This window comes from Archangium gephyra (assembly GCF_049060025.1).
GTDB lineage: Bacteria > Myxococcota > Myxococcia > Myxococcales > Myxococcaceae > Archangium > Archangium gephyra_A.
Genome location: NZ_JBMEQQ010000002.1, coordinates 8,411,034 through 8,428,053 on the forward strand (window position 1 = coordinate 8,411,034; position 17,020 = coordinate 8,428,053).

General features: G+C 70.7%; 10 protein-coding genes and 3 pseudogenes. 6 read left to right on the forward strand and 7 right to left on the reverse strand.

Going from position 1 to position 17,020, the window contains the following annotated elements; translation table 11 throughout:
• Positions 1-47: 47 nt before the first annotated feature.
• A complete protein-coding gene (locus ACN28I_RS36845) occupies positions 48-1,304 on the forward strand; it encodes a metallophosphoesterase family protein (protein ID WP_420946575.1) in 1,257 nt (418 codons plus the stop codon).
• Positions 1,301-4,543, forward strand: a complete 3,243-nt coding sequence (locus ACN28I_RS36850) for an AAA family ATPase (RefSeq protein WP_420946576.1) — start codon at positions 1,301-1,303, stop codon at positions 4,541-4,543. The genes ACN28I_RS36845 and ACN28I_RS36850 overlap by 4 nt, the downstream gene beginning before the upstream one ends.
• A 13-nt stretch (positions 4,544-4,556) precedes the next feature.
• Here the strand turns inward: ACN28I_RS36850 and aceA are convergent.
• Both aceA and aceB read right to left on the reverse strand, forming a co-directional pair.
• Positions 4,557-5,844 (reverse strand): annotated as a pseudogene (gene aceA / locus ACN28I_RS36855) (isocitrate lyase).
• 76 nt (positions 5,845-5,920) lie between these two features.
• Positions 5,921-7,567: a malate synthase A gene (aceB, locus tag ACN28I_RS36860; RefSeq protein WP_420946577.1), complete on the reverse strand. Its 1,647-nt coding sequence runs from the start codon at positions 7,565-7,567 to the stop codon at positions 5,921-5,923.
• A 248-nt stretch (positions 7,568-7,815) separates the two neighbouring features.
• Between aceB and ACN28I_RS36865 the strand changes: the two genes are divergently transcribed.
• Both ACN28I_RS36865 and ACN28I_RS36870 read left to right on the forward strand, forming a co-directional pair.
• Positions 7,816-8,181, forward strand: coding sequence for a PspC domain-containing protein (locus ACN28I_RS36865; protein WP_420946578.1), 366 nt, complete (start codon positions 7,816-7,818; stop codon positions 8,179-8,181).
• A gap of 172 nt (positions 8,182-8,353) precedes the next feature.
• Positions 8,354-8,917 carry a Uma2 family endonuclease gene (locus ACN28I_RS36870; protein ID WP_420946579.1) on the forward strand — a complete coding sequence of 188 codons (564 nt, stop codon included), beginning with the start codon at positions 8,354-8,356 and terminating at the stop codon, positions 8,915-8,917.
• Here the strand turns inward: ACN28I_RS36870 and ACN28I_RS36875 are convergent, their stop codons facing one another.
• Entirely contained in the window at positions 8,918-9,400 is a 483-nt protein-coding gene (locus ACN28I_RS36875) for an MOSC domain-containing protein (protein ID WP_420946580.1), read from the reverse strand. It abuts the gene before it with no gap.
• A gap of 40 nt (positions 9,401-9,440) precedes the next feature.
• Complete coding sequence (locus tag ACN28I_RS36880; protein ID WP_420946581.1) at positions 9,441-10,733, reverse strand: DUF418 domain-containing protein; 1,293 nt, start codon at positions 10,731-10,733, stop codon at positions 9,441-9,443.
• A 159-nt stretch (positions 10,734-10,892) separates the two neighbouring features.
• On the opposite strand from ACN28I_RS36880, the pseudogene fumC reads away from it, so the two are divergent.
• Positions 10,893-12,291 (forward strand): annotated as a pseudogene (gene fumC, locus ACN28I_RS36885) (class II fumarate hydratase).
• 13 nt (positions 12,292-12,304) lie between these two features.
• On the opposite strand, the gene ACN28I_RS36890 reads toward fumC, so the two are convergent.
• Both ACN28I_RS36890 and ACN28I_RS36895 read right to left on the reverse strand, forming a co-directional pair.
• Positions 12,305-14,179 carry an ATP-binding protein gene (locus tag ACN28I_RS36890; RefSeq protein WP_420946582.1) on the reverse strand — a complete coding sequence of 625 codons (1,875 nt, stop codon included), beginning with the start codon at positions 14,177-14,179 and terminating at the stop codon, positions 12,305-12,307.
• 181 nt (positions 14,180-14,360) lie between these two features.
• A pseudogene (locus ACN28I_RS36895) lies at positions 14,361-14,777 on the reverse strand (GAF domain-containing protein); the annotation flags it as partial.
• Between ACN28I_RS36895 and ACN28I_RS36900 the strand changes: the two are divergent.
• Positions 14,692-14,904 carry a hypothetical protein gene (locus ACN28I_RS36900; RefSeq protein ID WP_420946583.1) on the forward strand — a complete coding sequence of 71 codons (213 nt, stop codon included), beginning with the start codon at positions 14,692-14,694 and terminating at the stop codon, positions 14,902-14,904. The pseudogene ACN28I_RS36895 and the gene ACN28I_RS36900 sit on opposite strands and share 86 nt — an antisense overlap.
• Positions 14,905-15,504: 600 nt before the next feature.
• Here the strand turns inward: ACN28I_RS36900 and ACN28I_RS36905 are convergent.
• Positions 15,505-16,704, reverse strand: coding sequence for a hypothetical protein (locus ACN28I_RS36905; protein ID WP_420946584.1), 1,200 nt, complete (start codon positions 16,702-16,704; stop codon positions 15,505-15,507).
• Positions 16,705-17,020 lie beyond the last annotated feature (316 nt).

Below are 17,020 nucleotides of genomic sequence, written 5' to 3' on the forward strand. Positions count from 1 at the left end.
TCGGGTTTCTGGTGCGCGCTTCCAGGGCGGCTACTGTGCCAGCCGCGATGCGCTTCAAGTTCGTCCATGCCGCCGATCTGCACCTGGATACTCCCTTCCGCGGCGTGCCCGCCGGCTCGGGACTGACGGGCACCTTCCAGCAGGCCACCTTCCGGGCCTTCTCGCGCATCGTGGACGTGTGCCTGCGCGAGCACGTGGCCTTCCTGCTGCTGGCGGGAGACCTCTTCGATGCGAAGGATCGCTCGGTGCGTGCGCGGCTGGCGCTGCGGCGCGAGCTGGATCGGCTGGACGTGGCCGGCATCCAGACCTTCATCGTGCACGGCAACCATGATCCGCTGAGCGGGGACACGGGCGCGCTCGGGCTGCCGGACTCGGTGAAGGTGTTCGGCGCGGACTGGGAGGAGGTGGAGGTGCGCCGCGAGGGGCGGGTGCTGTGCCGGGTGCAGGGCGTCTCCTATCCGGAGGCGGAGATGCGCGAGAACCTGTCGGCGCGCTTCCGCCGCACGGCGCCGGACTTCACGGTGGGACTGCTGCACGCGAACCTGGGCGGAGTGGAGGGGCACGCCAACTACGCGCCCTGCACCGTGGAGGAGCTGGGCGCGCGGGGCCTGGACTACTGGGCGCTGGGCCACGTGCACACGCGGGCCGAGTACACGCTCGCGGGGGGCGCGGTGGCCGTGTACCCGGGCAACCCGCAGGGGCGGCACGTGAACGAGCCGGGCGAGCGCGGCTGCATGCTGGTGGAGGTGGAGGAGGGGAGGACGCGGCGCCGCTTCGTCCCGGTGGACCGGGTGCGCTGGCACCGGCTGGAGGTGGGGCTCACGGGGCTCGGCTCGTTGGATGGGCTGGTGGCCGCGGTGACGGAGCGGGTGGACGCGAGCTGTCCGGACGAGCTGGAGGGCCACGCGGTGCGCCTCACGCTCACGGGCCGGGGGCCGCTGCACCGCGAGCTGTCCCGGCCGGAGGCACTCGGCCAGTTGGAGGCGGACCTGCGCGAGCAGCTCGCCCTGCGCCACCCGCCGGTGCTGCTGGAGTCCCTGCGCGACGCGAGCCGGCCCGAGCTGGACCTCGAGACGGTGCGCCTGTCAGGCGGCTTCTCCGGGACGCTGCTGGCCGAGGCCGAGGCGCTGGTGGCGGACCCGGAGATGCTGAAGGCCCTGTGGGCGGAGGACGCGGAGCTGCGCGCGCTCGGCCAGCGGTTGCGGCGGCTGGGCGTGGATGCCCTGGAGACGCCCCGGCCGGAGCTGGTGGAGCAGGCGGGATGGCAGGTGGTGGAGCAGTTGCACGAGGAGGACGCGTCGTGAGTGGGGCCCTGCGCATCGACGTGTTGAAGGTGCACGGCTTCGGCCACTTCTCCGGCTATGAGCTGGAGCTGGGGCCGGGGCTCAACCTGCTGTACGGGCCGAACGAGGCGGGCAAGAGCACGCTGCTCGCGTTCCTCCGCGGCATGTTGTTCGGCTTCGAGAAGCGGGGCCGCGCGGAGTCCCGGTACGAGCCGGAGGCGGGAGCCTTCGGGGGCGAGCTGTGCGTGAGCTCGGGGGCGGGCCCGCTGGTGGTGCGCCGGGTGGCGGACAGGAAGGGGAAGGCGGCGGTGACGGTGTTCAGCCCGGAGGGGCACGAGCTGCCCGCCTCGCGGCTGGACGAGGCGCTGGCGCACGTGTCGCGCGAGCTGTTCTGCGAGGTGTTCGCCTTCAGCCTGGACGAGCTCTCCAGCTTCGAGCAGCTCGTGGAGGAGGATGGTGTCTCCCGGGCGCTCTTCGCCGCCGGACTGCGGGGCGCGCGCAGGCTGCCGGAGGTGGAGAAGCACCTGGAGAAGCGCGCCGGAGAGCTCTTCAAGGTGAGCGGGAAGAACCCCGAGCTCAACCAGGTCCTCCGGCAGTTGGAGGAGGTGCGGGGGAAGCTGGACGCGCTGAAGGACCGGCCGGAGCAGTACTTCCAGGAGCGCGAGCGTCTGGCCTCCCTGGGGCGGCAGCAGGAGGAGGCGACGGCCCGCCAGGAGCAGATTGCGCGGGAGCTGGGGCGGCTGTCCCGGCTGGAGGCGGCGCTCGGAGAGCTGGGGGAGCTGACGAGGCTGAGGACGGAGCTGGCCGTGCTGCCGGACCTGTCGGCCTTCCCGCCGGGAGGGGAGGCGCGGCTGGAGGAATTGCTCCAGAGACTGACGAAGGCCCGGGCCGAGCAGTCCCGGGTGGAGGAGCTGTTGTCCTCGGGCGGAGCCGAGCTGGCCCGGCTGTCGGTGGCGTCGGCGGTGCGGGAGCGGGAGGAGGGGCTGCGCCTGGCGCTGGGGGCCTTCACCGCGAGGGCGGAGCTGCTGCGCGCGTTGCCGGGCCGCCGCGCGGCGCTCGAGGCGAGGCGCCGCGAGGTGGCACAGGCGTTGGGGGGACTGGGGTTGGCGGTGGACGCCGCGGGCCTGCTGGCGCTGGAGCTGGGCGCGGCGGCACGAGGCACGCTGGAGTCCCTGGCGGACCGGCTGGCGAAGGCGGAGGCGGAGCGGCGCGAGGCGGAGGTGGCGCTCGGGCGGGCGCGCGTGGAGCGGGAGCGCATCGAGGCCTCGCTGGCGAGGCTCCAGGCGGAGCGGACGAAGCTCCCGGACGTGTCGGCGGCGGAGCTGCGCCAGCGGCAGGCGGCGCTGAGCCGTTCGAGGCTGCTGCGCGTGGAGCGGGACCAGGTCGCGGCGCAGCGGGCCGAGCAGCAACAGCGGCTCCAGTCCCTGCGCGCCCAGGCCGAGCCGGAGCCCGGAGCGGCCCCCGCGCCCTGGCTGGTGCTGCTCGGCGCGGGTGTGGCGGTGGTGTGGGTGGGGGCGCTGGCGCTCCACGCGGGAGCGAAGGAGGGCGCCGTGGCCCTGCTGGGCGCGTTGCTGCTCATCGTGCCGCTGGTGCTCGGCTACGTGCGCTCGGTGAGGAGCCACCAGGGGAACGTGGAGGCCCACACCGCGCGCCAGCGGCAGCGAGCGCAGGAGCTGGCCCGGCTGCAGTCGGCGCTGGACACCCTGACGGGACGGCTGCTGGGGCTGGAGCGGGAACTGACGGCGGCCACGAGTGAGGCGGGCGTGACTCCCGAGGCGTCCACGGCCGGGCTCGCCGGGGCGGACGCGGCACTGGCGGAGGCGCTGCGGCAGGCCGAGCGTGTGGAGCACCTCGGGCGCGAGCGCGAGGCCCGCGAGGCGGAGCGGGACGGCGTGGTGCGCGAGGCGCAGGCGGCGGAGCTGGCGGGACGCCGGGCGGACATGCAGGTGCGGACGCTCCGGGCGGAGCTGGCCGCGCTGTTGGAGGCGCGGGGCTTTCCCCGGAGGCTCTCTCCGCAGCGCGCGTTGGCGCTGTGGCGTGACGTGGCCGAGCAGCGGCAGCGGCTGGCGGACCTGGGCGCGGACGAGCGGGCCCTGGCCGCGGACGAGGCCACCTGTGAAGCGGCCGTCTCGCGGTTGCTGGAGGAGGCCCGGGAGGCGGGGCTCGCGGCGGGGCCGGTGGAGGCGGTGGCGGCCCGGGTGGGCTCGGCGCTGGAGGAGCTGAAGACCCGGGACGCGGAAGCACGGACCCTGCGAGCGCGCATGGACGAGTGGGCCGGGGACAGGGCGCGGTTCTCACGGCTCCGGGAGTCCGAGGAGCAGGCCCTGGCGGCGCTGCTGGCGCGGGGCGGCTGCACCACCGAGGAGACCTTCCGCCAGCGGGCGCGGCAGGCGGAGCGCTTCGAGACACTCACCGGGCGCGTGCGCGAGCTGACCTGGCGCATCGAGGCCGCCACGGGGCTGGAGGAGCCCGCGGCGCGCGAGGCCATCCTGGAGGTGGGCGGCGAGGAGCGGCTGAAGGAGAAGCTGGCGCAACTGCGGATGCAGGAGCCCGCGTGCGCCGGGCAGCTCAAGGTGCTGCACACCGAATACGGCTCCACGCGGAGCCAGCTCGAGCGCTGGGAGAAGGACGAGGAGGTGGCGGCGCTGCGCATCGAGGAGGAGCGGCTGAGGGCGAGGGCGGCGGAGCTGGCGGCGCGGTACGCGACGGATCGGCTGGCGCTGGCGCTGCTGGCGCGGGCGAGGAGGCGCTTCGAGGAGGAGCAGCAGCCTCGGGTCATCCAACTGGCCTCGGAGCACTTCGCGGCGCTCACGGCGGGCCGGTACCGGCGGGTGTTCCTGCCCGCGGGAGGCAAGCGCGAGCCTCCGGGTGAGCGATGCACGGAGGGACTGGAGCGCGGAGCAGCTCTCGCGAGGCACGCGGGAGCAGCTCTACCTGGCGTTCCGGCTGGCGGTCATCCAGGACTTCGGGGAGACGCGAGGAGCGCTGCCGCTCATCGTGGACGACATCCTGGTGAACTTCGACCTGGAGCGGACGCGAGGTACGTTGAAGCTGCTGTCGCGCTTGTCCGAGCACCACCAGGTCATCGCCTTCACCTGCCACCCGTGGATGCGCGAGTGCTTCGAGGCCGAGGGAGCGAGGGTGGTGGAGCTCGGGTCCACGAAAACAGAGACCACGGCCCCCGGAATGGGAGCCGTGGCCAATTTCCCCTCGCCCACCGGGAGAGGGACGGGGTGAGGGTATCCGCTCACCCGGGTTGAACCCCGCACCGTGTCAGAACTGGTGGGCCTCGGTGGAGTCGTTGAGGGCCAGGGTGCTGGAGCAGCCGCCGGAGATGACCTCGGCGACCTTGTCGAAGTAGCCGGTACCCACCTCGCGCTGGTGGCGGGTGGCGGTGTAGCCGTCCTTCTCGGAGGCGAACTCCTTCTGCTGCATCTCCGAGTAGGCCGCCATGCCGCGGTCCTTGTAGGTCCGGGCCAGCTCGTACATCGAGTAGTTGAGCGCGTGGAAGCCGGCGAGGGTGACGAACTGGAACTTGTAGCCCATGGCGCCGAGCTGCACGCTGGAACTTGGCGATGGTCTTGTCGTCCAGGTTCTTCTTCCAGTTGAACGAGGGCGAGCAGTTGTAGGCCAGCAGCTTGTTGGGGAACTTCTTGCGGATGCCCTCGGCGAACTTCTTGGCCTGGTCGAGGTCCGGGGTGCTGGTCTCGCACCAGACGAGGTCCGCGTAGGGCGCGTAGGCCAGGCCGCGGGCGATGGCGCACTCCAGGCCGCCCTTGATGCGGTAGAAGCCCTCGGCCGAGCGGCCCGCCTTGCGGTCGATGAAGGCGTGGTCGTACTCGTCCGCGTCGCTCATGAGCAGCTTGGCGCTGTCGGCGTCGGTGCGGGCCACCAGCAGGGTGGGCACGCCCATGACGTCCGCGGCCAGACGCGCGGCCGTCAGCGTACGGATGAAGTTGTTGGTGGGCACCAGCACCTTGCCGCCCATGTGGCCGCACTTCTTCTCGCTGGCGAGCTGGTCCTCGAAGTGCACGCCCGCGGCGCCGGCCTCGATCATGGACTTCATCAGCTCGTAGGCGTTGAGCGGGCCGCCGAAGCCGGCCTCCGCGTCCGCCATGATGGGGGCGAACCAGTAGCGGTCGCGCTTGCCCTCGGCGTGGTCGATCTGATCCGCGCGGCGCAGGGAGGCGTTGATGCGGCGCACCACGTTGGGGACGCTGTCCACCGGATAGAGGCTCTGGTCCGGGTACATCTGCCCGGCGGTGTTGGCGTCGGCGGCGACCTGCCAACCGGAGAGGTAGATGGCCTCGAGGCCCGCGCGCACCATCTGCACGGCCTGGTTGCCGGTGAGGGCGCCGAGCGCGTGGACATAGTCCTTGGTGTGCAGCAGCTCCCACAGCCGCTTGGAGCCCATCTCGGCCAGCGTGTAGCTGATGCGGATGGAGCCGCGCAGCTTCTCGACATCCGCCTCCGAGTAGTTGCGGGTGATGCCCTCGAAACGCTGGGAGTGCAGCTTGGCGTGGGGCGAGGCGTCATTCGTGGTCGTCACGGCGTCGTACATGTTCGGCTCCTCGAACCAGAGATATGAATCAGGGTCTGAAAGCGAAAGGGACCTCGTGTCGCGCGGGCACGGCCGCTCAGCCGTGCGACATCAGTGCTTCGTAGGCGGGCAGGGTGAGGAAGTCCTCGAACCGCGGTGCGGTGGAGAGCTTCTCGAAGAGCTCGCGCGCCTCTTTCATGCGGTCGGCGCCGTAGCGCTCGTTGGCGCCCTCGGCCTCCACCTTCTTCATCTCCTCGGCGAGCACCTGGCGGAAGCGCTCCACGGTGACGGGCTTGCCGTCGGCGAGCGGCACGCGGTGGTGGATCCACTGCCACACCTGGGCGCGCGAGATTTCCGCGGTGGCCGCGTCCTCCATGAGGTTGTAGAGCGGCACGCAGCCCAGGCCCCCGAGCCAGGCGGCCATGTACTGCACGCCCACGCGGATGTTGTGGCGCAGGCCCTCCTCGGTGCGCGTGCCCTCGGGCATGGCGATGAGGTCCGCCTCGGAGATGCGCACGTCGGGGCGCTGCCGGGTGAGCTGGTTGGGCCCGGGCATGTGCTGGTCGAAGATGGCGCGGGCCACCGGGATGAGGCCCGGGTGGGCCACCCAGGTGCCGTCGTGGCCGTCGCGCACCTCGCGCTCCTTGTCCGCGCGCACCTTGGCCATCACCGCGTCGTTGGCGGCCGGGTCTCCCTTGATGGGGATGAAGGCCGCCATGCCGCCCATGGCGTGCACGTTGCGGCGGTGGCACACCTGGATGAGACGCAGCGAGTAGTTGTGCAGGAAGGCCTTGTCCATCGTCACCTGCCCGCGGTCGGGCAGGACGAACTTCGGGTCGGCCTGGAGCTTCTTGATGAAGCTGAAGATGTAGTCCCAGCGGCCGCAGTTGAGCCCCGCCGAGTGCTCGCGCAGCTCGTAGAGGATTTCATCCATCTCGAAGGCGGCGGGCAGCGTCTCGATGAGGACGGTGGCCTTGATGGAGCCGCGGGCGATGCCCAGCTCGCTCTGGGCCTGGTGGAACACGTCGTTCCACAGCCGGGCCTCCAGGTGGCTCTCCATCTTGGGCAGGTAGAAGTAGGGGCCGCTGCCCTTCTCCAGCAGGGCGCGCGCGTTGTGGAAGAAGTAGAGGCCGAAGTCGAAGAGCGAGGCGGACACCGGCTTGCCGTCCACCTCCAGGTGGCGCTCCAGCAGGTGCCAGCCGCGCGGCCGGGCCAGGAGCACGGCCGTCTTCTCGTGCAGCGCGTAGTGCTTGCCGTTCTCGGCGGTGTAGCTGATGGTGCCGCGCACCGCGTCCCGCAGGTTGAGCTGCCCGCGCACCACGTTGTCCCAGGTGGGGCTGTTGGCGTCCTCGAAGTCCGCCATGAAGACGTTGGCGCCCGAGTTGAGCGCGTTGATGATCATCTTCCGGTCCACCGGGCCGGTGATCTCCACGCGCCGGTCGAGCAGGTCCTGGGGCAGGGGAGCGACCGTCCAGTCCGATTCCCGGATGTCCTTCGTCTCGGGGAGGAAGTGGGGACGCTCGCCCTGGTCGTAGGCGGCCTGCACGGCCTTGCGCCGCTCCAGCAGGGCCTCGCGCCGGGCCCCGAAGGTGCGCGCCAGCCTGGCCACGAATTCCAGGGCTTCGGGCGTCAGGACAGCGGCGTAATCCGCATGCCAGGGCCCCCGGAGGCTGACCCCCTGTCCTGGAGTCTCATGCCCTTCAGTACGTTGCGGCGACGACGAGGAGGGGACGGCCGCGTCCATGCAAAGCTCCTTGACGGGGTGCGTTGTAAAAGCCCCCAACGGGCTCCAATCTGTGTCCGTCCCGAGGAAGTGTGAAGTCCTCACGCTCAGAAGTCGACAGCTATGTAAGGATGTCAACATGACCGGGATTAAATTTGTAAATTCACTGACCTGAAAACAGTGGGTGAGGGGCGATGCAATGGGGGCGGACCTGGCGCGTAGGGAGGGATGAGGCCGGTGAGGCAAGGGCCTCCAGGAGGAGCGGAGCCATGGAAGAGACGAAGCAGTGCGTGGCGTGCAGGATGGACATCCGGGGGGATGCCTCGAAGTGCCCGCACTGCCGGGAGCGGCAGGGGGGAGCGGAGCCGATGCACCGGGGCGGGCCGGGACGGGTGGTGGCGGGGGTGTGCACGGCGCTGGCGAGGCTGCTGAGCCTGGACGTGGCGCTGGTGCGGGTGGCCTTCGTGCTCGCGTTGGTGGTGACGGGCGGGACGGCGCTGGGGTTCTACCTGCTGCTGTGGGTGCTCACGCCGGCGTCGGCGCTGGGGCGGGCGCCGGTGCAGCGGGTGATGGGGTGGGTGGGCCGGGTGGCGAACACCCCCGTGGAGGAGCCCCGGATGGAGCGCCGGGTCTGAAAGTGTGCGCCCCCTCTCCCTCTGGGAGAGGGTGGGGGTGAGGGTCTTCCCCCTGCCCGTGCCGCGACAGGATGTCAGAGGTCAGGTTCATCCTGGCCGCATGAATCCGGAAACCGGTGGGGAGTGGGGAGAGCGGCTTGCGGCCGCCGAGGTGGAACTGCATCCTGTGGGTATGAGTGGCGAGCGGTCGCACCGGGATGTGCTGTACGCGGAGCTGGAGAAGCTCCCATCCAACGTCGTAGGTGAGATTGTTGGGGGCGAGCTGTATGTGAGCCCGAGGCCCGCCTTGCCGCACACCCGGGCGGCTTCGCGGCTTGGAGGAGAGCTCGCGGGGCCGTTCGACCGGGGGCGGGGCGGGCCTGGTGGCTGGGTCATCCTGGACGAGCCGGAGCTGCACCTGGGAGAGGACGTGCTGGTGCCCGATCTGGCCGGCTGGCGCCGGGAGCGGATGCCGGAGATACCGCCCACGGTAGGCCTCTTGCTGGCTCCGGACTGGACTTGTGAGGTGCTCTCTCCCTCCACAGCCACGCTCGACCGGACGCGGAAGATGGCGGTGTATGCGCGCGAGGGCGTGAAGCACTTCTGGCTCGTGGACCCCGTGCTGCGGACGCTGGAGGTCTACCGGCTGGAGAGCGGCCGCTGGTCGCTGTTGGGCACGCACGCCGGAACGGTGACGGTGCACGTGGAGCCCTTCGAGGCGCTGGCCCTGGAGCTGGGCGCGCTCTGGGAGCGCTGATCAGGGCAGCTTGGGACGGATGGGGCGGGGCACGTCCGGGTTGACGTCGAGCAGGCGCACACCGTCCCCCTCGCGCACCGTGCCTCCGCGCAGCACCCGGGCCAGTTGGCCCCGCTGGCCCCACGACTCCTTGAGCAGGCCCGGGCGGAGCCGCTCGAGCTTCGAGCAGGGTACGCAGGGCTCGGTCAGCTCCACCACCACCTCGGTGCCCAGGGCCAGGCGCTGCCCCGGTGGCAGGGACTCCAGTGGCACTCCGGAGATGACCACGTTCTCCTTCAGCTCTCCTGGCCCGAGCCGCAGCGCGCCATGGGAGGCCTCGTCCAGCAGCAGGAGCTGCCGCTTGCCGTTCGGCTTCTTCTTCCCATGGCGGTCCCCCACGAAGCCACGGCCCTCCAGGGCCTGGGCCTCGGGGACACGCTTCATGGGGGTTCCCCGCTCCTGGGCAAGCAGCAATGCGCGGATGGTGCCGGTGGGAGTGTCCACGCGCTGAATCCTGCGTGGGGCCTCGTGCCGCCGCAAGCCATCAGCTCGCCGCCGGCTCTGCCGCACTCCTGGGCAGCAGGCGCATGGGCTGCGCCCGGCCGTAGGTGAGCGAGCGCCACAGCCACTCGGCAGGGCCGAAGCGGAAGCGCGACAGCCACCAATGGCTGAGGGGCACCTGGAGCGCGAAGATGGCCAGCGAGAGCGCCACGACGCGCGACGGCGGCAGCTTGCCGATGAGGCCCAGTCCCCAGCCGTCATAGACGCAGAGGCTCACCACGGACTGCAGCAGGTAGTGGGTGAGCGCCATGCGGCCCACCGGGGCCAGCACCTGCATCACCCTGCGCCACCGCTCGCGCTGGAAGAGCAGGGCGAAGGCGGCCACGTACACCGCGGCCAGGCCCAGGTAGCCCAGCTCCTGGATGGCGGACAGGACGACCATCCAGGAGTCCTTCGCCGGGTCCACCAGCCCCGCGAGGCGCAGGCGTTGCACCACCAGCCACGTGCCGTTGCCCAGCAGGCCCAGCACCAGCCCCCAGACGAGCAGCCGGCGGTGCGTGGGGCGGTGGCGCTCCACGTCCTGCAGCAGCAGGTGCCGCCCCGCGAGCAGGCCCAGCAGGAATCGGCCCAGGATGACGCTCATCCAGAGCAGCCGTTTGGTCTGCGGGAGCATGAACGTGACGTAGCGTGCGTTGGCCTCCTGGGTCGTCCAGAAGGAGCCGCTGGAGAGCCCCGCCAGGAGCCGCGCCCGTGCCTGGGCCTCCTGGGCATCACTGGCCTTCGCCGCCTCGGCCGCCGCCTGGGCGCCGTGCAGCAGGATGGGGCCGAAGTGCTGGAGGGCGGGCACCAGCAGCGGTACCCCCACCATCAGCACCAGCACCCACACCAGCACCGTCCGGTCCGAGCACCGGTGGAAGAGCAGCAGCGCGAAGCCCACCAGCGCGTAGGTGGAGAGGACGTCCCCCACCCAGATCGCGAACATGTGCGTCAGGCCGATGCCCAGCAGCACCAGCAGCCGCCGCGAGTACACCGGGACGACGGACACCCCCCGGGCCCCGGCGCGTGCGAGCTGGATGGAGAAGCCCAGCCCGAAGAGGAAGGCGAAGAGGGTGACGAACTTCTGGTTCACGAAGAAGTTGTAGAGGGAGGTGACGACGGTCTCGAGCGGCGGGGCGGCCAGGGCCCGGGCCTGCTCGCGCGGCAGGAGGACGCGGCCGCTGAACCACATGAAGCTGTTGGAGACGAAGACGCCGCACAGCGCGAAGCCTCGCAGCACGTCCAGCAGGGTCACCCGCTCGGAGACGTCCACCGGGCGGGCGGGGGTGTTTTCGGACATGCCTCCAGCAGATGCCTCCACGGCCCTCCCGCGTCAATCGCACTTCCAGTGAGCGGGACGGTGCGACGGAGTGTCCGATTCCAGAATCCGGGCCAGGGCCTCGTCCCACCGAGGGGCGGATGCTGTTATCGCACCGGCTCCCTTCGAGGAGGCAGCCACGTGAGCAACCAGAACGTCCGCATCGAGAAGGACACGTTCGGTCCCATCGAGGTCCCAGCCGATCGCCTGTGGGGCGCGCAGACGCAGCGCAGCCGGCACAACTTCGCCATCTCCACCGAGCGCATGCCGCCGGCCCTCATCCACGCCCTGGTGCTGGTGAAGAAGGCGGCGGCCCTCGTCAACATGGAGAATGGCACCCTGCCCGGGGAGAAGGGCGAGGCCATCGTGAAGGCCGCCAACGAGGTGCTCGACGGCCAGCATGACGAGGAGTTCCCGCTGCTGGTGTGGCAGACGGGCAGCGGCACCCAGACGAACATGAACGTCAACGAGGTGCTGGCCAACCGCGCCTCGGAGCTGCTGGGCGGCGAGCGCGGCGAGGGGCGCAAGGTGCACCCCAACGACGACGTCAACAAGGGCCAGAGCTCCAACGACGTCTTCCCCACCGCCATGAGCGTGGCCGCGGCCGAGGCCGTGGTGCGCAACGTCCTGCCCGAGCTGCTGGCGCTGCGCGACGTGCTCGCCGAGCGCTCGGAGAAGTTCCGGGACATCGTGAAGATTGGCCGCACGCACCTGCAGGACGCCACGCCCCTGACGTTGGGCCAGGAGTTCAGCGGCTACGTGGCGCAGCTCGAGCATGCGCGCAAGCACCTCGAGCTTCTCCCTGCCGCACCTGTCCGAGCTGGCGCTCGGAGGCACCGCGGTGGGCACGGGCCTCAACGCGCCCAAGGGCTTCGCCGAGCGCGTGGCCCAGGAGCTCGCCCGCCTCACGGGCCATCCCTTCGTCACCGCGCCCAACAAGTTCGAGGCGCTCGCGGCCAATGACGCGCTGGTGCACGCCCACGGTGCGCTCAAGGGGCTGGCGGCCGCGCTCTTCAAGATCGCCAACGACGTGCGCTGGCTGGCGTCGGGGCCGCGCTCGGGCATCGGGGAGCTCTCCCTCCCCGAGAACGAGCCGGGCAGCTCCATCATGCCGGGCAAGGTGAACCCCACGCAGTCCGAGGCGCTCACCATGCTGTGCGCGCAGGTGATGGGCAACGACGTGGCCATCTCCCTGGGCGGCGCGTCCGGCAACTTCGAGCTGAACGTCTTCAAGCCGCTGATCATCCACAACTTCCTGCAGAGCTGCCGGCTGCTGGCGGATGGCATGCGCAGCTTCCGGCTCCACGCCGCGGTGGGAATCGAGCCGAACCTGGGGCGCTTGAAGGAGAACCTGGAGCGCTCGCTGATGCTCGTCACCGCGCTCAACCCGCACATCGGCTACGACAACGCGGCGAAGATCGCCAAGAAGGCGCACAAGGAGGGCAAGACGCTCAAGGAGGCCGCGGTGGAGCTGGGCCTGCTCACCGCCGAGCAGTTCGACCAGTGGGTGCGCCCGGAGAAGATGACCGGCAACCTGTAGCGCCGTCGTTCCGTCACCGGGCCAGGGGAAGCTCGACCTTGAAGGTGGCACCCCCGCCCGGGGTCTCCCCCACGGTGATGCGCCCACCGTGGGCTTCGATGATCTGCCGGGTAATCCAGAGGCCCAGACCCAGCCCGCCGAACTGACGCGCCGAGACCGCGCGCTCGAACTTCTCGAAGATGCGCACCCGGTCCTCGGCGGCGATGCCCATGCCGTGGTCCATCACGGTGATGCAGCCCACGCCGCTGGCGTCCTCCACGCGCACATCGACGGGCCTGCCCTGGCCGTACCGGGCCGCGTTCTGGAGGAGATTCGTCACCACCTGCGCGATGCGGACCCGGTCGAACTGGCCGCGAACGCTCCCGCCGAGCTCCATCCGGACGGACACGCCGGCACGCTGCAGCTCCGCTTCCAGCCGGGAGACGATCTCCGCCACCACCGAGGAGAGCTCGACGCCCTCGAGGTGCAGCACCAGCCGTCCGGAGGAGAGCTGCGAGACGTCGAGCAGCGTCTCCACCAGGGAATGCAGCCGCTTCACCTGGCGTCCCGCCGAGAGCAGCCTGTCCCGGACCCGGAGCCGCGACTCGGCGGGCAGTTCGCGCTCCAGCAACTCCAGGCTCAGGCCGAACGCGGCGAGCGGCGTCTTGAGTTCGTGGCTGGCGACCGAGAGGAAGTCATCGCGTAGCTGCACCGCCTCGCGCAGATGCCCGGTGAGGGCTTCCTGGCGGGCGATCTCCCGCCGCATCCTCGCCAGCTCCAGATTGGAGCGCACGCGGGCTACCAGCTCCCGCGCGTTGAAGGGCTTCACCAGGTAGTCGTCGGCACCCGCCTCCAGCCCCTCGATGGACGCCTCTTCCCCGGCCCGGGCGGACAGCATCACGACCGGAATGGCGCGTGTCCGCTCCTCCTTCCGGAGCGCCTCGAGCAGGCCGAAACCGTTCAACCGGGGCATCATCACGTCCGTGAGCACCAGGTCGGGCGGCCGGGCCCGCGCCGCCTCCAGCGCCGCCTGGCCATCGGCGACCGCCTCGACCTCGAAGGCGGAGGACAGCACCCGGGCCACGTACTCCCGCATGTCGGTGTTGTCGTCCGCGAGCAGCACGCGGCCCGTGGGCGTCCCCGCCGCTCGGAGCTCCGCTGCCGGGGGCACGGCTCCCTGCGCGCACGGAGGCGTGGCCCTCCACAACTCCGCCTCGGCGACGAACGGGTTCACTCCGAGGCGGGTGGAGGCGAGCGCCCGCGGTGCCTGGAGCCGCTCCGCGGGGAGATGCTCCTTCCCCAGCGGCAGGGACACGGTGAAGGCCGTGCCCTGGCCCTCCGTGCTCGTCACCCGGACCTCGCCGCGGTGGAGCTTCGTCAGCTCCTGCACGAGCGCGAGCCCGATGCCGGTCCCCTCGTGCGTCCGGCCCTGGGCGCCCTTCACCCGATGGAAGCGCGCGAAGAGCTGGGGCAGCTCCTCCGCCGGGATGCCGGTGCCGGTGTCGCTCACCTCGAGGACCGCCTGTCCCTCGCTCTCCCGGAGGCGCAGCGTGATGCCCCCGCGCAGGGTGAACTTGAACGCGTTGGAGAGGAGATTGAGGACGATCTTCTCCCACATCTCCCGGTCCACGTAGACGGGCTGGCTCAGGGGCGGGCAGTCCACCGTGAAGGTGAGGCCGGCGCGCTCCACGGACGAGCGGAAGGTGCTCGAGAGATCCCTCGTGAGGACGGCGAGGTCCGTCGGCTCGAAGCTCGCATCGGCCCGGTCCGCCTCCAGCCGCGAGAAGTCGAGCAGGGTGTTGACCAGCCGCAGCAGCCGGCCCGCGTTGCGGTGCACCACCGCCAGCTCCTGGCGTTCGGCCTCGCCCAACCCGCGTGACGCGAGGAGATCCTCGAGCGGTCCGAGCATCAGCGTGAGCGGAGTGCGGAACTCGTGGCTGACGTTGCTGAAGAAGGCCGTCTTGGCGCGATCCAGCTCCGTGCAGCTCCTCGGCGCGCTTGTGCTCGTCCTGGTAGGCGCGTGCGTTGTTGAGCGCCACCGAGATGGCGCCCGCCAGCATCTCGTAGAACACGCGGTACACGTCATCCAGGGGCAGCCGGGTGCTGACCCCGGCGACGAGCACCCCGGTGGGACGCGCGAGCCCGGGCAGGGTCAACGGGAGCACCAGGGCCGACTTCAGGGGCTCCTCGTACGGCCCGCACCGCACGGGACCGAACCGCTCGCTCACGTCCTTCACGTGCACGGCGCGGCCCGACTCCACCACGTGCGCGAGGGGCCAACCCTGGGACGTCTCCTGGCTCAGGTCCACCTCGGTGGGGCTGGCCGGACCTCCAGGGGAGAGACCCGTGCTCTGCGCCAGGCGCGCCCGTGTGCCTCCCTCCTCGAGCAGGTAGAGCAGCACGAACGGCAGATCCAACTCGTTGTCGGCGAGCGTCTTGATGGTGAGCGCGCAGGCCTCGTCCACGGTCTGCGCCTTGCCCGCACGCGCCGCGACGTCGCGCAGCACCCGTGAGCGGCGCTCGCTCAACATCTTCGCGGTCGTCTCCGTCACGGGGTGGAACAGGCCGCCCACGCCCCCCGACTCATCCCGGATGGGGCTGAAGGAGAAGGTGAAGAAGGCCTCCTCGAGGTAGCCGTTGCGGTCCAGGAACATCCGCTGGTTCTCGAGGAACGTCGTCTCTCCGGCCAGGGCCCGCTCGAAGGCCGGGCCGACCACGGGCCAGGCGGAGGCCCAGCACTCCTTGAAGTCCTGGCCCATGGAGCGCGGGTGCTTCGCGCCACAGATGGGCCAGTAACCGTCGTTGTAGAGCTGGGTGTGCTGGGGACCCCAGGCGATGGAGATGGGGAAGTTGGACGCGAGACACAGGCTCACCGTCGTCCGGAGGCTCTGCGGCCAGGAGTCGATGGGCCCCAGGGGCGTCTGCGACCAGTCGATGGCGCGGATGTCCTGCGCCATCCGGCCGCCACCCGCGAGCCACCCGGGACCCTCCGTACGTTGCGTCATGGTGCCCGTTCCCGTGGAAGGTGTGCCGCCGGGGTGTTTTCGTGACTCCTCCCCGGGCATTCAAGGGGCCACTCCCTCGCATGGGGGGGACATGGGTTTCAACCCTTGAGTAACCAACACACACCCGGGGGGCTCATGCTCCCCCCTGTGCCGCAGTGGATGGGTGACGGGACAGCCGGTGCGCTCGCAGTGGCTGGAAGATTCTTTCGAGCCTGTCAGGTGGGGCGGACTATGGCCCCCGGAGCACGGTCAGTCCCCGGTCGGTGAGCACGAGCAGCATGCTCGGGGTCACGGTGGGCTCGTAGACGAGCTGCAGGACGCGTTGGCCCGGCACCTGCCGCACCTGGGTCAGCGTCGTGCCGTCCGGCTCCAGCCGCCAGAGGCCCGCGCCATTCGTGCCGATGTAGAGCGCGCCATCGTCCGTCGCCTTGAGCGCGAGGATCTGATTCGTCGGCAGCCCGGCGAGCTTCGACCAGTTGCCCGCGGAGCGTGACTTCGGCGTCATCGCCCAGACGCCGAACTCCGCGCTCCCCAGGTAGTAGCGGCCCGAGGTGGTCTGCTCGAAGGCGCGCCAGTAATCATCGGAGGCCTGCCCGTTGAGCTGTTCGTTGAAGCCCTTGAACCGCCAGGGCGTGGGGCCTGCCCAGGTGTACTCGCGGTCCCACTCCTCGAGCTTCGCACTCGGGATGAGGACTCCGAGCATCTGCTCGTTCGCGACGAGGACGTCTCCGTTCGGCGCGATGCCGAGCCCGTGCATCGGCGGGCATTGGAGCGACTCGTCCTTCGAGCCGTCCGGGTTCGTGGTGATGAGGTACCAGCCCGGATGCCGGTGGCTGTTGTACGTGAGCCCCTGGATGCGGGTCACTCCGTGGTTCGTCGTGATGTAGAGGTCGCCGCGGTACGGGCCGCGCGTCACGCGGGCGCAGTTGAGGACGCTGCGATCCTCCTCGTAGTGGAAGTCGTTCGTGTTGTGGATGCCGAGCTGCTTGCCCGCGTTCGACGAGCCGGTGGTGCGCCAGATGTGCTCCTCGAGCGCGACGGTCCCATCCTCCTGGAGGCGGACCGCGTCGAGATCTCCCTTCTGGTACTCGGCGTAGCGCTCGGGGGTGTAGTTCGCTTCCCCCGGTCCGGGGATGTACGTGCGCTGGGAGATCCCCGGCGCCCGCTGCATCTCGCGAGCGCGATACCCCACGTACGCGCGCCCCGCCTCACCGCCGCAGATGACCGTCGAGCCGACCGCGAGCGAATCCGAACCGAACGGCAGGCGCGCCTGGCCCACGCCCGTGGTCCACTTCGGCGCCGTGTCGCCCGGACGGATCACGCCGATGCGGTTGCCATCGAGGAGCCACAGGTTCAGCCCTTCATCGAGCCCAACGCTCTGCGGGGTGCCGACGCCAAACGACCGCGTGTAGTCGAGCACCGCGTCCACCGGCCACGGCCCCGCATCCGGAGGCTCGCCGGTATCGGGCGGAGTCCCCGCATCCGGAGGTTCGCCGGTATCGGGCGGCGTCCCTCCATCCTCATCCGGCGTGGGTATGCCGGCATCCTCTGATGGAAGGGGAGGTGGGTCCGGGGGAACTTCGGTTCCCTCCGATGGACCCGTCTCCTGGTTCACCGGAGGGTCGACTGTCCGGGTCCGGTCATCACAACCCCCGGTGAGCAATGAGATGACCGCGAGACCCGCTCCCACCGCGCCTGTGCGAATGCCCATCCGTTCCTCCGTCCACGGTGGCTTCTTCGCAAGA